Source organism: Kitasatospora sp. P5_F3 (assembly GCF_054049135.1).
In genome coordinates this window covers 40,694-57,038 of record NZ_JBFUMY010000016.1, presented here as the reverse complement: position 1 = coordinate 57,038, position 16,345 = coordinate 40,694, and the positions used below count along the sequence as shown (strand labels likewise).

The 16,345-nt window shown below is 73.0% G+C and carries 11 protein-coding genes and 1 pseudogene; 10 read left to right on the top strand and 2 right to left on the bottom strand.

The window, feature by feature from the left end; genetic code table 11:
* The first annotated feature begins 64 nt into the window (after positions 1-64).
* Entirely contained in the window at positions 65-1,654 is a 1,590-nt protein-coding gene (locus ACXJMZ_RS13510) for a DUF4192 domain-containing protein (protein WP_457030259.1), read from the top strand.
* A gap of 45 nt (positions 1,655-1,699) precedes the next feature.
* On the opposite strand, the gene ACXJMZ_RS13505 is transcribed toward ACXJMZ_RS13510, so the two are convergent.
* The gene (locus ACXJMZ_RS13505; protein WP_457030258.1) at positions 1,700-3,013 is read right to left on the bottom strand and encodes an alpha/beta fold hydrolase; all 1,314 of its coding nucleotides are present in this window, start codon (positions 3,011-3,013) and stop codon (positions 1,700-1,702) included.
* A gap of 426 nt (positions 3,014-3,439) precedes the next feature.
* On the opposite strand from ACXJMZ_RS13505, the pseudogene ACXJMZ_RS13500 reads away from it, so the two are divergent.
* The 8 genes and pseudogenes from ACXJMZ_RS13500 to ACXJMZ_RS13465 form a co-directional block, all read left to right on the top strand.
* Positions 3,440-4,123, top strand: a pseudogene (locus ACXJMZ_RS13500) (glycogen debranching N-terminal domain-containing protein); the annotation flags it as partial.
* Between the two features lie 202 nt (positions 4,124-4,325).
* The gene (locus tag ACXJMZ_RS13495) at positions 4,326-5,867 is read left to right on the top strand and encodes an amylo-alpha-1,6-glucosidase (RefSeq protein ID WP_457030257.1); all 1,542 of its coding nucleotides are present in this window, start codon (positions 4,326-4,328) and stop codon (positions 5,865-5,867) included.
* A gap of 144 nt (positions 5,868-6,011) precedes the next feature.
* A complete protein-coding gene (locus tag ACXJMZ_RS13490; RefSeq protein ID WP_457030256.1) occupies positions 6,012-6,761 on the top strand; it encodes an NUDIX hydrolase in 750 nt (249 codons plus the stop codon).
* 211 nt (positions 6,762-6,972) lie between these two features.
* Positions 6,973-8,235 (top strand): ATP-binding cassette domain-containing protein, encoded by a 1,263-nt coding sequence (locus tag ACXJMZ_RS13485; protein WP_457030255.1) that lies wholly within the window; start codon positions 6,973-6,975, stop codon positions 8,233-8,235.
* Between the two features lie 2 nt (positions 8,236-8,237).
* Positions 8,238-9,041 carry a hypothetical protein gene (locus tag ACXJMZ_RS13480; RefSeq protein WP_457030254.1) on the top strand — a complete coding sequence of 268 codons (804 nt, stop codon included), beginning with the start codon at positions 8,238-8,240 and terminating at the stop codon, positions 9,039-9,041.
* Positions 9,042-9,210: 169 nt separating this feature from the next.
* Positions 9,211-10,134: a FadR/GntR family transcriptional regulator gene (locus ACXJMZ_RS13475; protein WP_457030253.1), complete on the top strand. Its 924-nt coding sequence runs from the start codon at positions 9,211-9,213 to the stop codon at positions 10,132-10,134.
* Between the two features lie 479 nt (positions 10,135-10,613).
* Positions 10,614-12,212: an RNA polymerase sigma factor gene (locus ACXJMZ_RS13470; RefSeq protein WP_457030252.1), complete on the top strand. Its 1,599-nt coding sequence runs from the start codon at positions 10,614-10,616 to the stop codon at positions 12,210-12,212.
* Positions 12,213-12,413: 201 nt separating this feature from the next.
* Complete coding sequence (locus ACXJMZ_RS13465) at positions 12,414-13,280, top strand: S1 family peptidase (RefSeq protein WP_457030251.1); 867 nt, start codon at positions 12,414-12,416, stop codon at positions 13,278-13,280.
* A 132-nt stretch (positions 13,281-13,412) separates the two neighbouring features.
* On the opposite strand, the gene ACXJMZ_RS13460 is transcribed toward ACXJMZ_RS13465, so the two are convergent.
* Positions 13,413-13,643 carry a DUF7455 domain-containing protein gene (locus ACXJMZ_RS13460; protein WP_057229341.1) on the bottom strand — a complete coding sequence of 77 codons (231 nt, stop codon included), beginning with the start codon at positions 13,641-13,643 and terminating at the stop codon, positions 13,413-13,415.
* Positions 13,644-14,146: 503 nt separating this feature from the next.
* Between ACXJMZ_RS13460 and ACXJMZ_RS13455 the strand changes: the two genes are divergently transcribed.
* Positions 14,147-16,258: a DNA gyrase/topoisomerase IV subunit B gene (locus ACXJMZ_RS13455; RefSeq protein WP_457030250.1), complete on the top strand. Its 2,112-nt coding sequence runs from the start codon at positions 14,147-14,149 to the stop codon at positions 16,256-16,258.
* Positions 16,259-16,345: the final 87 nt, after the last annotated feature.

The window sequence follows — 16,345 nt, the reverse complement described above, 5'->3', positions numbered from 1 at the left end:
CAGTTGTCCACAGGCGCCGGGTGCTCTCCGGGTGGGGCACCGGTGCGGCGGGACCCTTCTCGACATGAACGGCAACGAGGAACACCTGATCCAGTCCGTCACCGGCCCGCTCTCCGGGCAGGTCCCGCTCCAGATGCGCGGCCCGGCCGACATGGCCGAGATGCTGCCCTACCTGCTCGGCTTCTTCCCCGATGACAGTGTGGTCGCCGTCGGTCTGCAGGGGCCGATGCTCCAGCAGGGCGGGGTCATCCGGCTCGACATCCCCACCGATCCGGCCGACTGGCCGTCTGTCGCGGCCGACACGGCCCGGCTGCTCGTCACACTCTCCGGGCAGCGGGACAGGCCGCCCGAGCAGGTGCTGCTCTACCTCTGCCGGGATGCGGCGGAGCCGGCCGCCGGCGCCGGGAGCGGGCCCGGGAGCGGGCCCGGCAGTGAGTCCGGCAGTGGGCCCGGGAGTGGCGGGCCGGCCGACGGCCCCGGGGTGCTGGCCGGGCTCAGGCCGCTGGCGGAGCAGCTGGCCCAGGCGTTCCGGGCCGCCGGGGTGCTGGTGAAGGAGTCCCTGCTGGTCTCGGACGGGCGCTGGTGGTCCTTCCTGTGCGGCGGCGAGAGCTGCTGCGACCCGGCCGGGGTGCCGATCCGCTCCGTCCGGCTGCCCAGCCCGATCGCCGCGGCCGCCGCTTTCGCCGGGGTGGCGCCACGCGGCAGCCGGAAGGCGATCGCCGCCGGGCTGATCCCGATCGGGCCGCCGGAGGACGCGCCGGTCCGGGAGGCGATCGGGCGGGCCGGGCCGCAGCTGATCCACGAGCTCTCCGGCCCCGGCGGCCGACTGGCGACGCTGGAGCGGACGGGCGTCTTGCTCGCCGAGGTGCTGGCCGAGTTCGGCACCGGCGCCCGCGAGCTCGACCGGGTCCGCACCGCGCGCCTGCTGGTCGGCCTGCAGGACAAGCTGGCCCGGGACCGCGCGGCCGAGTACGCCGAGCCGGACGAGCTCATCCCGGCCCAGCGGCTGTGGCGCTACCTGGCCCGGCAGTGCGTCCCGCCGTTCGAGCACTACGCGGCACCCCCGCTCACCTTGCTGGCCTGGACGTCCTGGCTGGCGGGGGACACCGCGACGGCGCGGGTGGTGCTGTCCCGGGTGCTCGACCTGGACCAGGGGTACACGCTGGCCCAGCTGCTCTACGAGTCCCTCAACGGCGGTCTGCACCCGAGCGAGCTGCACGACCGGGTCCGCCAGGAGCGCCGGGCCCGCGAGCAGCTGGCGGGCCTCCGGCCGGCGGACGTGGCGGTGCCACCGGACGACCCCGGGCCGTCGGCCACGCCGCCCCCGCCCCCGCCCGGGCCCCCGACCGTGCCGACGCAGCGTCAGCACCCCCCGGCACCGCCGGGCGGCTCGGCCGGTCCGCCCGACCAGCCCGCCCGGTCGGGTCAGCCCGGCCGACCGCGGGTGCCCCGCCAGGCCGGCGACCCGGGGCGGTCCGGCCAGCCGTCCCCGTCCCGGCAGAGCCGCCGCAAGGCCCGCCGCTCGGGCCGGGGAGCGGGCGGTGGCGGCGGCCCGGCCTACGACCTCCCTGAGGAGGCGGGCCCATTCACCGTCCGGGTGGCCAGGCGGGCCCACCGTCCGCACCGGGCCCACCGCGCCAGGCGGGCCCGATGACGGGCCGTCCGGGGCCGGCCCCCAGGGCCTCGCCGGTGACAGGCCCTAAATCTCGCCGCGCGCCATCCGGATCAGCCGGTCGAGGACGGCACCGCCGCTGACCCGCAGCCCGTCGTGCTCCCACTCGTTGGTGACCCAGACCCGCACGCCCTGGACGGCGTCCGCGGTGGCCAGCGAGTCCGTGGTGTCGACGTACATGTCGTCGTGGTAGACCGCTGCCAGCACCGGGACTTGATTGCTCGCCAGCTGCTTCGGGGAGTACAGGTCCGGCCAGTCGGTCCGCTCCGCGAGCAGCTGGGCGGTCTCCCGCAGCGACCGCAGCGCGGGGTCGTTCTCGAACAGCGCCGGGTAGATCATCTCCCCGGTGAGCAGCACCGCCCGTCCCTCCCGTACCGCCGCCTCGGCGTCGAACTCGGGGAAGTCCTTGCGCACGCGCTCAGCCGCCCACTCGGTCCCGGCCGGGTCAACCGACCGCTGGCCGTAGATGGATTCGTGCAGCACCGCGTACAGCGGCCCCTGGGCGAAGGAGAGTTGGGCCTGCACCCCGGCCAGGAAGGTGTCGGAGAGCTCCGGCCCGGCGAGACCCTCGACCCAGGCCTCCTCCAGCAGGTAGTGCAGCACGTGCGAGCCGCTCCCGGTGCCGAGCAGCATGCCGAGCCCCTGGAACGCCTGCACGGTCAGCAGGCCGCCGTCCGGCAGCTCGGCCGGCCGCTCCAGCAGGTGCGCGGCGATCCGCTGAACGGCCGTCACATCGTCCGGGTAGCGGGCGTAGTGGCCCGCGTTCTTCCGGGCCACCCGGGGGTAGGCGGCCCGGTAGACGTCCTCGGCCGAGCTGCGCAGGCCCGGCAGTCCGCCGGTCACGAAGGCCTCGCGCACGCCTTCGGGGGCGATCGAGAGGTAGCTGAGGATGCAGAAGCCGCCGAAGCTCTGGCCGAGCAGGCTCCAGCGGCCGGTGTCCCCGAGCAGTCGACGGCGGATCAGTTCCGCGTCCCGGACGATCGAGTCGGCCCGGAAGTGCGCCAGGTAGTCGGCCTGCTGCCGGGGGTCGCCCCGCCGGGCCAGAGTCTGCCGGGTGGCGGGGGTGGACCGGCCGGTGCCGCGCTGGTCGAGCAGCAGCACCCGGTAGTCGTCCAAGGCCCGGACGAGCCAGCCGTCCCGGCCGATCGGGCGGTTCGCCCGGCCCCCGGGGCCGCCCTGCAGAAAGAGCAGCCAGGGCAGGTCGTCACCCTCCCGGTCGGAGGCGACCACCTCCCGGGCGTACACCTCGATCTGCTCGCCGTCCGGGGTCCGGTGGTCGAGCGGCAGGTGGAAGAGGTGGTCGGTGGTGACAATCCCGGGCAGCCGGCTGGCGGTGGACATACAACTCCTCGGTACACGCTGGTCACAGGCGCTGAGCGGCGGCCGCCCACGGTGTTCCCGGTGCGCCCGCCGACGCCACCGCACCGTATCCTGACGCGGGCGAGGCAGCCGTCGGGACGGGATCCGGTCGGGGCACTCCGGCCGCGAACGACACGGGGGAGCCGTTGCCGACCGCCGCTGACGGTGGCCGTTCAAGGCAGTGCGACAACTGGTGCGACAGGTGATCGGCCTGCCGATGACAGCCGGATCGGCGTGACCTGGGGGAGGTGCGGTGCGTTCAACCTGCGGGGCATATGCGCCGGCCGACCGAACGACGTCCGACCGAACGACGTCCGGGCGGCGAGTGTCCGGGCGTCGGAGCAGCGCGGCTCACGACGCGTCCGGCCTGTCCGACCGGCGCCGCACCACGGGTGTGGGCCCGGTCCCATGCTCCACGAGCGGTCCGACCACCGCTCCGATCCAGCCGTACCCGCCCCTGACCGACCACGAGCCCGGCCGACCGGCGACCCAGCCGTCGACCGGCCGAAGAAGGAGAGCCTGGTGACCGACCCAAGGCCGCCCCGGGACACGCCGCCCCCCACCGGGTCTGCCGCACCGTCAGGTTCCGCCGGGCCCGCCCCGTACCCCGCTCCCGGCGCCGGTCCCACCGGCTTCGGCCCGACCGGCGCCGTGCCGCCGGGACCTGCCTGGTCCGGCGCCCCGTCGGCGCCCCCGGCCCCGCCGCACTCCGTACCCCACCCTGCTGCTCACCCCGCAGCCCAGTCCGCACCCCCGCGCCCGCCGTACGCACCACCCGGCACGGGCCCGTCCGCTGACGCGGCGTCGAGAGCCGGGATCCCGCGCCCCGACCAGGGGCCCGGCCTCCCCCCGAACCCCGCCCCCATGGCGGGTGCGCCCGGCCAGCCGCCGCGCATGCCCGTCCAGGCCCGCCCTCAGCCCGTCGCCACCCACACCACCGTGCTGTGCGTCAGCGCCCCGGCGATGGCCGCCTCCGGCCCGGACGGTCAACTGCGGGGGCATGGCCTGCACGGCTTCTACCGCGCGGGCATCCGCACCCTGGCCAGGATGGAGGTCCGGCTCGGCGGGATGGAGCCGATGCCGCTCCAGGGCACCCTCACCTCGGCGGCCGAGGCCCGCTTCGTCGGCGCCGTCCGGCTGCCCGGCGACCCCGACCCGGACCCGACCCCCCCCCCCCCCCCCCCCCGCCGGTCAGCGGTCGTCGGACCTGCCAGGGCAGGTCCAGTCGGCCGGGCTGCGCTGGGCCGGCCCGCAGCACAGTGCCACCGTCACCTCCCGGCCCTCGCCGCACGCCGTGCTGGCCGGCGCCGGCGTCCTGCGCTGGGATCTGGAGGTGCAGCCGGGCGCCCGCTGGTCGGTCGAGCTGAGCACCACGCTGGAGAGTGCCACCCCGGTGGGAGTACGTCCGCCGACCGGCCGTGGCGCTGGGGTGCCGCTGCCCTGGTCCGAGCCCGAGGTCAGGTGCGACGACTCCCGGGTGGAGCTGCTGGTGCCGCGTTCGCTGGACGCGCTCGGCAGCCTGCTGGTCGCTGACGCGGACCGGCCGACCGACCTCTACCCCGTCTCCGGAGCGCCCTGGCGGTTCGGTCTGACCGCGGCCGACGCGCTCTGGGCGGCCAGGCTGGTGCTTCCGCTCGGCACCCGGCTGGCGGCCGGTACGCTCCGCGCGCTGGCCCGCCGACAGCCGACCTCGGGCCCGCAGGCCGGGGTGATCCCCGGCGTGCTCCGGCATGCCGGGCCCGAGCTGCCGCTGTCCTGCACGGCCACCGAGGCGACCTTGCTGTTCGTCACCGTGCTGGCGGAGGCGTGGCGTTGGGGCCTGCCGCGCCAGGAGGTCGCCGAGCTGCTGCCCGCTGCGGAGCGGGCACTCGCCGCCCTGCGCGCCAACGTCACAGACGACCGGCCGGTGGTCGACGACCGGCCGACGGCCGACGCCCCCGAGGGCCCGGTCGGCTTCGTCACCGACCTCGGCCGCTCGGCCGAGGAGCGGTCCGCCCGGCCGGTGCCGGCCCGCTGCGAGGTACAGGCCCAGGCCCATCGGGCCGCGCTGCACGGGGCCGAGCTGCTGGAGGCGTTCGGTCGCCCGGGCGCGCCGGAGTGGCGGGTCTGGGCCGCCGGTCTGCGGGAGCGGTTCCGCGACCAGTTCTGGATCGACGACCTGTCGGGCGGCCGCCCCGCCGCCGCACTGGTCGCCCCGGGCCGTCCGTTGCCCGCCGTGGCCTCCTCCTTCGTGCACCTGCTGGATCTCGGTCTGGCCGGAGCCGGGGCCCAGCACGAGGGCCTGCTCGACCGGGAGCAGACCAGGATCCTGGCCCAGCGCCTGGTGACCCCGGAGTTCGACTGCGGCTGGGGCCTGCGGACGCTCAGCGCCAAGTCGCCCCGGTTCAACCCGCTCGGCCACCGCAGCGGCGCCAGCCGGGTGCACGAGACGGTGCTCGCCGTCACGGGCCTGGCCGAGGCCGGGTTCGAGCGGGAGGCCCGGGTGCTGCTGGACGGCCTGTTGGACGCCGCCTCCCACTTCGAGGGCCGACTGCCCGAGATGTACGCGGGGGAGCAGCGGGTGACGGGGTGTCCGCCGGTGCCGCACCCGGCGGCCTGTCGCCCGGCAGCGCTCTCCTCGGCCGCCGTGGTCCACCTGGTGACGGCCCTGGCAGGCGTCCGGCCCGACGTTCCGGCCGGCCGGGTCACCGTCCGCCCGGCCAGCACCGCACCGCTGGGGGAGCTGGAGCTCAGCGGCCTGCGGGTGGCGGGCGAGCCGTTCTCGGTCCGGGTCAGCCGGATCGGCGTGGCCGTCGTGGAGGAGGCGTCACCGGAGCTCCAGCTCGGCGCGCGCTGAGCCCGGGGCCGAGCCGGTGGAGTCTGCCGACACCCGCCGGGGCACCCGCACCCGGGCGGGGGCCGGGTCACCGCGTCGGGCGCCATCTGACGAGGTCTGCCGACGGCTGTGCTTATCGTCAGAGAGACGACTATGATCGTCGCCATGTCGCGTTATGACCCGTCGGCCTTCCCTCCGTTCGCTGTCACGGTCGACCTGGTGGTGCTGACGGTGCGTGAGCACGCGCTCTGCGCACTGCTGGTCCGACGGGGCGAGTCCCCGTTCCAGGGCTACTGGGCGCTGCCCGGTGGTTTCGTCCGCCCCGGCGAGGGCCTCGCCGAGGCGGCCTCAAGAGAGCTGGCCGAGGAGACCGGTCTGCGCGCCCACTCCGCGCCGGGCCCGGGTCCGAGCGCGGTCGGCGCCCATCTGGAGCAGCTGGCCACCTACGGTCATCCGCAGCGCGACCCCCGGATGCGGGTGGTCAGCGTGGCCCACCTGGTGCTGGCCCCCGACCTGCCCACCCCGCAGCCCGGCGGCGACGCCAGCAGTGCCCGCTGGGCCCCGGTCGGCGACCTGCTCGGCCCCACCCCGGTCGAGGGTGTCCCGCTGGCCTTCGACCACGGGAAGATCCTCGCCGACGGCGTGGAGCGGGCCCGCTCCAAGATCGAGTACTCCTCGCTCGCCACCGCGTTCTGCCCGCCCGAGTTCACCGTCGGCGAGCTGCGCCAGGTCTACGAGGCGGTCTGGGGCGTGGTCCTCGACCCGCGCAACTTCCACCGGAAGGTCACCGGCACGCCGGGCTTCCTGCTGCCCACCGGTGGTACGACGACCCGTCAGGGCGGCCGCCCCGCACAGCTCTTCAAGGCCGGCGGCGCCACCGTGCTCAACCCGCCGATGCTCCGCCCCGAGTCCTGACCCCACCCGGGCAGCCCGGCCTGCCCGGCCTGACGGGGCTGCCTGCTGCTCCCGGCCCCGTCGCTGTCCCCTGATCGGGTGAGCTGGACGGGCACGCCGTCCCAGCCGCGTCCGTAATGCCCGATTTCTCGGCCTGCTCGCCCTACTGTGCAGGCTCGGGGCCAGCGGCGCTCCGTGGCCCCGGTCGGCCGAGACATGGGAGCAGGCAGCGATGATCCAGATCACCGGACTGACCAAGGTCCACCGCCGGGGCCGGGCACCGGCCCTGCTCGACCTCACCTTCGACGCCCGCCCCGGCGTGGTCACCGCGCTGCTGGGTGCGGAGGGTGCGGGCAAGACCACCGCCCTGCGGCTGATGGTCGAACTGGAGCGTGGCCAGGGCATCACCCTGTTCGACGGCCGGACGTACCGCAGGCTCCGCCACCCCGAACGGCAGGTGGGCGTGCTGTTCCCCACCGCCGGCGGGGACGCCGCGGCCGACGGCGGTCACCCGGGCCTGAAGGCCCGCGCGCACCTGCGGATGCTGGCGGGCGCGGTCGGCGTCCCGGCAGCCCGGGCCGACGAACTGCTGGAGCAGACCAGACTGGCGGCGGTCGCCGGGCACCGGCTGCGCTCGTTCTCACCCGGCATGCACCGCCGGCTGGCCCTGGCGGTCGCACTGCTCGGTTCGCCCGGGACGCTGCTGCTGGACGCCCCGACCGAGGGCCTCTCGCCGCGCAACGTCGAGTGGTTCCACTCCTTCCTGCGCTCCTTCACGGTCTCCGGCGGCACCGTCCTGGTCACCACCCGCGCGCCGCAGGAGGCCGCGGTGCTGGCCGACCGGGTGGTCACGCTCGACCGGGGCCGCCTGGTGGCCGACCAGCCGGTCGCCGAGTTCCGCCGCACCAGGCTGCACCCCGAGGTGTCGGTCCGGGGCCCGCAGATGGCCCGGCTGGCCGACCTGCTGACCGAGCAGGGCCACCAGGTCCGCCGGGACGGCGGCGTGGGCCTCGCGGTGAGCGGTCTCGGCCGCACCGAGATCGGTGAACTCGCCTACCGGCACGGCATCCTGCTGCACGAGCTGGCCGACCGGGTGGTCGAGCAGCCCGTCCCGCATCCGTCCCTGCCGGCCGCCTCCGGCCGCTCCGGCCACGTCCTGCTGAACCCGCCGGACGCCGCGGGCAGGAACCGGGACGACACCCGGCCTCAGCCCCAGTTCGGCCAGTCCGGACTGCCCGAGCAGGCCGACCAGTCCGGGCAATCCGTTCAGTCCGGCCGGCCTGCTGAGCGCCCGGAGGAGCAGACCCTGGTCGCCCAGCTCACCGCCGCCACTACCGCCACCGCCGCCACAACCACCGCGACCGCCGCCCCTGAACGGCCGTTGCGCGCCTCCTCCCTGAGCGGCCGTCAGCTGTTCCGCGACGAGGTCCCCGAGAACTCCACCGTCCGCCCCATCTCCCGGCCCGTAACCGGGCCCGACCACCGGAGCGAGTGACCGTGCGCGTACTGGCATACGAGGTGCGGCGGTTGCGCGGCCTCCGGTCCACCTGGCTGATCCTGGCCGCCGTCCTGCTGGCGGACGCCGCCGTGGCGGTGGTGCTGGCCCGGCAGCTGCCGGCCGGCCAGCTGGGCACGGCCGCCGCGGTCCGCTGCGTGACGGCCGTCGTCCCGCTGCTGCCGCTCCCGATCGCCGCCCTCGGTGCGGGCGCGCTCGGCGCCCTGTCGTACGGCCACGAGGTCCGGTACCCGGGCCTGCCGGCCGGCCGGGTGTCCTACCGTCGCCGCCTCGGGCTGCTGGTCGCCAAGCTGGCCGCGACCGGGGTGCTGGCGGTGCTGCTCGCGGCCGCCAGCGTGCTGCTGGACGCGGCGGTGCTGCGGCTGCTGCACGCGCCGGGGGCGCGGGTCGCCGCGCTGTTCGACCCGGCCTCGGCCGGATTCGCCGAAGTGCTCCGGCCGTTGGTCTTCTTCGTCGGCCTGACCGCGTTGGCGGGCTGGGCCGGTCTGCTGGTCACCTCGCTGGTGCGCAGCGCCGCGGCCGGTCTGCTGATCCTGTGTGCCGTCCCGGCCCTGCTCGAGCCCGTGCTGTCGCTGCTGCTCCGGCAGAGCGGCCGGGTCTGGCCGGCCCAGCTCCGCGAACTGCTGCCGTTCCAGTACGGCTTGGACCTGGTGCGGGGTGCCGATGCCCAGCAGCTGGAGGTCTCCTCGGCGCTGGACGGCACGTTGCTGGCCGCCGTCTCGGTTCCGGCGGTGCTGTTGCTGCTGGCCGGCCTGCTGGCCCAGGTCCGGCGCCGCGCGCTCTGACCCGCCGCCACACACGCACGCGCCTCTGGCACTGACTCCGTGCGCGTGGATCCGCCTGTGCCACAAGCCAGGTGACGTCCTGTCACCAAGGTTGTCGACCCTGGGGCGAAATGGTGGCTTCTGGCTGATAAGAAGTCAATTATCCGGTCACGGGCGATCACCCTTTCGTGTGCTTTTCACGAGAATTCTCAAGCCGGGCCCGCCGATCGCCGACAAAGGAGCTGTGAGTACCCTTGCGCACCCCACCATGAACACGGCTCGCCCGTCCGACGCAGTCGGTCCCGCCGAGCTGGACCGCTTCTCCTACGCCGAACGGCCCACCCCGCCCGCCCCCCGCTGGGAGGGTGCCGAGTCCGAGCTGCGGATCGGCCGGAAGACCACCAGCAGCCGGGGCCGCGGCCTGCACGGCCAGCTGGTCCAGCAGCTCGGTCAGATGATCGTCTCCGGCGACCTGGGCGCCGACCGCCCGCTGGTGCCGGAGGAGATCGGCCAGCGGTTCGAGGTCTCCCGCACCGTCGTCCGCGAATCCCTCCGGGTCCTGGAGGCCAAGGGCCTGGTCAGCGCCCGGCCGAACGTCGGCACCCGGGTCCGTCCGGTCAGCGACTGGAACCTGCTCGACCCCGACATCATCGAGTGGCGCGCCTTCGGCCCGCAGCGCGACGAGCAGCGCCGCGAGCTGTTCGAGCTCCGCTGGGCGATCGAGCCGCTGGCCGCCCGGCTGGCGGCCGGCCACGGCCGGGAGGACGTCCAGCAGCGGCTGGCCGAGCTGGCCGAGCTGATGGGCCTCGCCGCCACCCAGGGCGACCTGGTCGGCTACGGCCGGGCCGACCTCGAACTGCACGCGCTGATCCTGCAGATGGCCGGGAACCGGATGCTGGAGCACCTCTCCACCATCGTCTCCTGCTCGCTCCAGGTCTCCGGTGGTCCGGCCACCTCCTGCGAGCGTCCGTCCGACGCGGCGGTCAGCCTGCACATCCGCCTGGTCGACGCGCTCGGCACCGGCGACGGCACCGCCGCCGACGCCGCCGTCCGTGCCCTGCTCACCGTGCACCCCGAGGTCGAGCACTCCGTCCCGGCCCCCCGCGAGCACTGACCGCAAGCACTGACCGCCAACCTGGCCGTGAGCCCTGATCCGGGCGCCCTGCCAGGTCGAACACCGCCCGGGCGGTCGAACGAAGCGTCGATCACCAGCCCGAAAGGCAACGATCCGAGTACGGATACGCGTCGGTACCCAATGGCCCTTCAGCCGTCTTCACCTGCGGCTGAAGGGCCATGGCCGTCTTTCGGCCGTGATCGGGACGGTCCGGGGCCCGTCGGTGTGACCGGCGCCACCAAGGCCATGCGTAACACTTGAGGAGCAGCGGCGATGTGTACGGAGCGGAAGCAACTCCGGAATACCGCCACCGTGTCAGAATGCTGTGTTGGTCTGCGGCGCCGCTGCCGTCCTGCACACCCCAGTCCTCAAGCCCGAGCCGGTCGGAACCGGGCCCGCGCGGATCGCGCGTGGCCGCTCCTGTCGGCTCGGCGGCAGGTACTGGTGTCGAGTTTGTCTCATCGTCCGAGAGGTTGTTCGTGTCGGCCAGCACATCCCGTTCGCTCCCCCCCGAGATCGCCGAGTCCGCGGCTCTGCTGGCGCTCATCGAGCGGGGCAAGGCCCAGGGGCAGATCGCCGGTGACGACGTGCGTCAGGCTTTCGAGGCGGACCAGATCCCGGTCACCAAGTGGAAGAACGTCATGCGCAGCCTCAATCAGGTTCTGATTGAGGAGGGTGTGGACCTCATGGTCAGCGCGGCGGAGCCCACTGTCGCCAAGCGCAAGAGCGTCGCGGCCAAGAGCACTGCCAAGCGCACGGCGGCCAAGGCGGTCACCACCCGCCCGTCCGCGCCCACCAAGCCGCCGGTGCGGATCGCGCCGTCCGCGAACCCCGTCGCGGCCCCGGTCGTGGCCGAGGTCCGGGTGGTGGAGAGCCTGGAGACGGACGCCGTGACCGGCGAGGTCAAGGTCGTCACCGCCAAGAAGGCGGCCGCGCCCGCCAAGAAGGCCGTGGCGAAGAAGGCCGCCCCGGCGAAGAAGACCGCCGCCAAGAAGACCACCGCCAAGTCCGGCAGCGACGAGTCCGGCTCCGAGGAAGAGCTCGAGGACGACGCGCTGCCCGCCGACAAGGCCGACGCCGAGGCGGAGCCCGAGGAGGAGTCGAAGGGCTTCGTGCTCTCCGACGACGACGAGGACGACGCGCCCGCTCAGCAGGTCGCGGTCGCCGGTGCCACCGCCGACCCGGTCAAGGACTACCTGAAGCAGATCGGCAAGGTCCCGCTGCTCAACGCCGAGCAGGAGGTCGAGCTCGCCAAGCGGATCGAGGCCGGCCTGTTCGCCGAGGACAAGCTGTCCGCGGCCGACAAGCTCGCCCCCAAGCTCAAGCGCGAGCTGGAGATCATCGCCGAGGACGGCCGCCGGGCCAAGAACCACCTGCTGGAGGCCAACCTCCGCCTGGTGGTCTCGCTGGCCAAGCGCTACACCGGCCGCGGCATGCTCTTCCTGGACCTGATCCAGGAGGGCAACCTCGGTCTGATCCGTGCGGTCGAGAAGTTCGACTACACCAAGGGCTACAAGTTCTCGACCTACGCGACCTGGTGGATCCGGCAGGCCATCACCCGCGCGATGGCCGACCAGGCCCGCACCATCCGTATCCCGGTGCACATGGTCGAGGTCATCAACAAGCTGGCCCGCGTGCAGCGCCAGATGCTCCAGGACCTGGGCCGTGAGCCCACCCCGGAGGAGCTGGCCAAGGAACTCGACATGACCCCCGAGAAGGTCATCGAGGTCCAGAAGTACGGCCGCGAGCCGATCTCCCTGCACACCCCCCTCGGTGAGGACGGCGACAGCGAGTTCGGTGACCTGATCGAGGACTCCGAGGCGGTCGTCCCGGCCGACGCGGTCTCCTTCACGCTGCTCCAGGAGCAGCTGCACTCCGTCCTCGACACGCTCAGCGAGCGTGAGGCGGGCGTGGTCTCGATGCGCTTCGGCCTGACGGACGGTCAGCCGAAGACCCTGGACGAGATCGGCAAGGTCTACGGCGTGACCCGCGAGCGGATCCGCCAGATCGAGTCCAAGACCATGTCGAAGCTGCGTCACCCGTCGCGCTCGCAGGTGCTGCGCGACTACCTGGACTGATCTCGACCGATCCAGCGCAACCCCGAAGGGCCCGGAGCACACCCGCTCCGGGCCCKTCGGGCTGTCCGGGGCGGGTCGTTCGTCAGCCGGGGCCCCGCCGGGTCCCCCGTCCGAGTGCTCACGGCGTGGCCAACCGCACGGTGCGTGATCACTCAACTACGCTGTGGCGGTTGCTGCCGCCGACCCAGCTTGGAGAATCCGGTGCCGCCCATCCTGGACGCCCGCCCGACCCCGCCGACCGCCCGGCGCCACCGCCGGGGGGTCGCCCTGGCGTTGCTCGCCACGTTGCCGACCTCGCTACTCGCGCTCGGTGCGGCCACGCCGGCCCAGGCGCAGCGCAGGATCGTCGGCGGCCAGGAGGTCAGCACCCAGCAGCTGCCCTGGATGGTGGCGCTGGCGAGCCGTCAGCAGTTCGGCAACGCCCGCTCCGGCCAGTTCTGCGGTGCCGCGCTGATCTCGCCGACCAAGGTGGTCACCGCCGCGCACTGCTTCTTCGACGAGTCCTCGGGGCAGCAGGTGAAGCGGCCCGGCCTGCGGGCGGTGATCGGGCGGGACGACCTGGGCGGCCGGGCCGGCCGCGAGGTCGAGGTGCGTGAGATCTGGGTGCACCCGCAGTACGACTTCTCCCGGAACCTGAACGATGTGGCGGTGCTCACGCTGGCCGAGTCGCAGGGCAGTCGCCCGGTGATCGAGCTGCTCGGGCAGGGCGACAACGAGCCGTACGCGCCGGGCACCCCGGCGACGGTCTACGGCTGGGGTGACACCAAGGGCAACGGCAGTTACTCACAGCGGCTGCGCGCGGTGGAGGTGCCGGTGGTCTCGGACGAGACCTGTGGCCGGGCGTACTCGCACGGTGACGTCGGCGCCTACGACGCGCACGTGATGGTCTGCGCCGGCGAGGAGAAGGGCGGCAAGGACGCCTGCCAGGGCGACAGCGGCGGCCCGCTGGTGGTGCACGGCAGGCTGGTCGGGCTGGTCTCCTGGGGCACCGGCTGCGCGGACGCCAGGTACCCCGGGGTCTACACCAGGGTGGCGGCGGTCTCCGACGCAGTACGCTCCGTGCTCTGACGGGCACGCTCCGACATACCGTCAGGTGACAGGGTGTCGGACATGCGACGGAGCCGGACGGCTCGCCCCGGGTGGGGCGGCCGACCGGCTCCGTCGGTCAGCTCTGCGCGCTCGCCTGTGCGAGCGGCGAACTCAGCGTTCGTCCTCCGAGGCGTTGGTGCTCGGCTCCGTGAGGCGGCCGCTCTCGTTGTGTATCTCGACCGCGATCTTCTTGAGCTCGGGCTCGAACTTCCGCCCGTGGTGGGCGCAGAAGAGCAGCTCTCCGCCGCTCGCGAGTACGACGCGCAGGTAGGCCTGGGCGCCGCAGCGGTCGCAGCGGTCAGCCGCGGTGAGCGGGCTCGCAGGGGTCAGAACAGTAGTCACGTCGCCTCTTCTCTAGCTCGACGAGCTGTCGTACCAGGGTCAACATCCAACCAGGCCGAAAACGTTCCCGCTCGTGGCTTTTCTTCTCTGAGGATTCTGCTGTGTTGTTGCTGAGGACGTGCCCAGGGCGCCGGCGGTTCATGCCTGCCGAATCCCAGGACTCGCCATTTGGCTCGAACTCCCGATCGGTCGGGTGTCGAGGTCCGCGTAGCATAATCCTCTGCTGGGTTGGAGCATAAGCCCCGTCCCCGACACCGGGTAGCCTGCATATCGCCTGCTCCACCGCCTGCTCATTGGGCGACGGTCCTTCAGGACCCGTGGTGGCAGGAGGAGATGGCGCTCCGGCGCCGCCGGATCCGGCCGAGGTCTTGTTCGCGCAGCGCGTACAAGCTGCGCAGGCCGTCTCCGATGTGTCTCAGGCATTGGGAACACTGTGGGGTCCGGCCGGGAAGCACCGGGCCGAAGTCAGACGAGTCAGAACGTCATTGAGGAGTGCACACCGAGTGAGCGCCGATCCGAACGCGTCGTCCGCCCTGCTGGCCGGAGACGACGGCTCCAACTACACCGCTCGGCACCTGCTCGTCCTGGAGGGGCTGGAGGCGGTTCGCAAGCGCCCCGGCATGTACATCGGTTCCACCGACAGCCGTGGTCTGATGCACTGCGTCTGGGAGATCATCGACAACGCGGTGGACGAGGCGCTCGGCGGTCACTGCGACCGGATCGAGGTGATCCTCTACGAGGACGGCTCGGTCGAGGTCAAGGACAACGGCCGTGGCATCCCGGTCGACGTGGAGCCGAAGACCGGGCTCTCCGGGGTCGAGGTCGTGATGACCAAGCTGCACGCCGGCGGCAAGTTCGGCGGTGGCTCGTACGCCGCCTCCGGCGGTCTGCACGGTGTCGGCGCCTCGGTGGTCAACGCGCTCTCCGCGCGGCTGGACGTCGAGGTGGACCGGAGCGGGCACGTCCACGCGATCAGCTTCCGGCGCGGCACCCCGGGCATCTTCACCGAACTCAGCCCGGACGCCCCCTTCGAGGCGGGCAGCGGGATGGCCAGGAAGGGCAAGGTCGCGAAGGGGAAGACCGGAACCAGGGTCCGCTACTGGGCCGACCGGCAGATCTTCCTCAAGGAGGCCAAGCTCTCGCTGGAGCACCTGCACGCCCGGGCCAGGCAGACCGCCTTCCTGGTCCCCGGCCTCACCATCATCGTGCGTGACGAACGTCTGACGGAGAGCGAGAAGGTCCAGCAGGACACCTTCCGTTTCGACGGCGGGATCAGCGAGTTCTGCGAGTTCCTGGCGCCCGACAAGCCGGTCTGCGACGTGCTCCGGCTGCACGGCGAGGGCAGCTTCAAGGAGACCGTCCCGGTGCTGGACGAGCTCGGTCACATGACCCCGACCGAGGTCACCCGCGAGCTCGGGGTGGACATCGCGCTGCGCTGGGGCGCCGGTTACGACACCACATTGCGCTCGTTCGTGAACATCATCGCCACTCCCAAGGGCGGCACCCACGTCACCGGCTTCGAGCGTTCGCTGGCCAAGACGGTCAACGAGGCGCTGCGGTCGGGCAAGCTGCTCCGGGTCGCCGAGGACGACATCACCAAGGACGACGCGACCGAGGGCCTGACCGCCGTGGTCACCGTCCGGCTCGCCGAGCCGCAGTTCGAGGGCCAGACCAAGGAGGTGCTCGGCACCTCGGCCGCGAACCGGATCGTCGCGGCCGTGGTGGCCAAGGAGTTGAAGGCCTTCCTCACCTCGGCCAAGAAGGACGAGAAGCTCCAGGCCAGGGCCGTGCTGGAGAAGGTGGTGGCCGCCGCCAGGACCAGGGTGGCGGCCCGTCAGCACAAGGAGGCGCAGCGCCGGAAGACCGCGCTGGAGACCTCCTCGCTGCCGGCCAAGCTGGCCGACTGCCGCAGCGACGACGTCGAGCGCAGCGAACTCTTCATCGTGGAGGGCGACTCGGCGCTCGGCACCGCCAAGCTGGCCCGCAACTCCGAGTTCCAGGCGCTGCTGCCGATCCGCGGCAAGATCCTGAACGTGCAGAAGGCGTCCGTCGCCGACATGCTCAAGAACGCCGAGTGCGCCTCGATCATCCAGGTGATAGGAGCCGGTTCCGGCCGGACCTTCGACATCGACCAGGCCCGCTACGGCCGGGTCATCTTCATGGCCGACGCCGACGTCGACGGTTCGCACATCCGCTGTCTGCTGCTGACGCTGTTCCAGCGCTACATGCGGCCGATGGTCGAGCAGGGCCGGGTGTTCGCCGCCGTCCCGCCGCTGCACCGCACCGAGCTGACCAGCCCCAAGCGCGGCCAGGAGAAGTACCACTACACCTACTCCGACGCCGAACTGCGCTCCACCCTGCTGGAGTTCCAGCGCAAGGGGATGCGCTGGAAGGAGCCGGTGCAGCGGTACAAGGGCCTCGGTGAGATGGACGCAGACCAGCTGGCCGAGACCACCATGGACCCGCGCCACCGCACCCTGCGCCGGATCAACCTGGGTGACCTGGAGCAGGCCGAGCGGGTCTTCGACCTGCTGATGGGCAACGACGTGGCGCCGCGCAAGGAGTTCATCGTCGACTCGGCGGCCACCATGGACCGTTCACGGATCGACGCCTGAGTCTCCGTCGGTAACAGGTGAGCCCCCGTCAGCAGACGGGGGCTCACCTGTTTGAGTGAACGTATCTGCAAAGCCGCCGCGAACGGT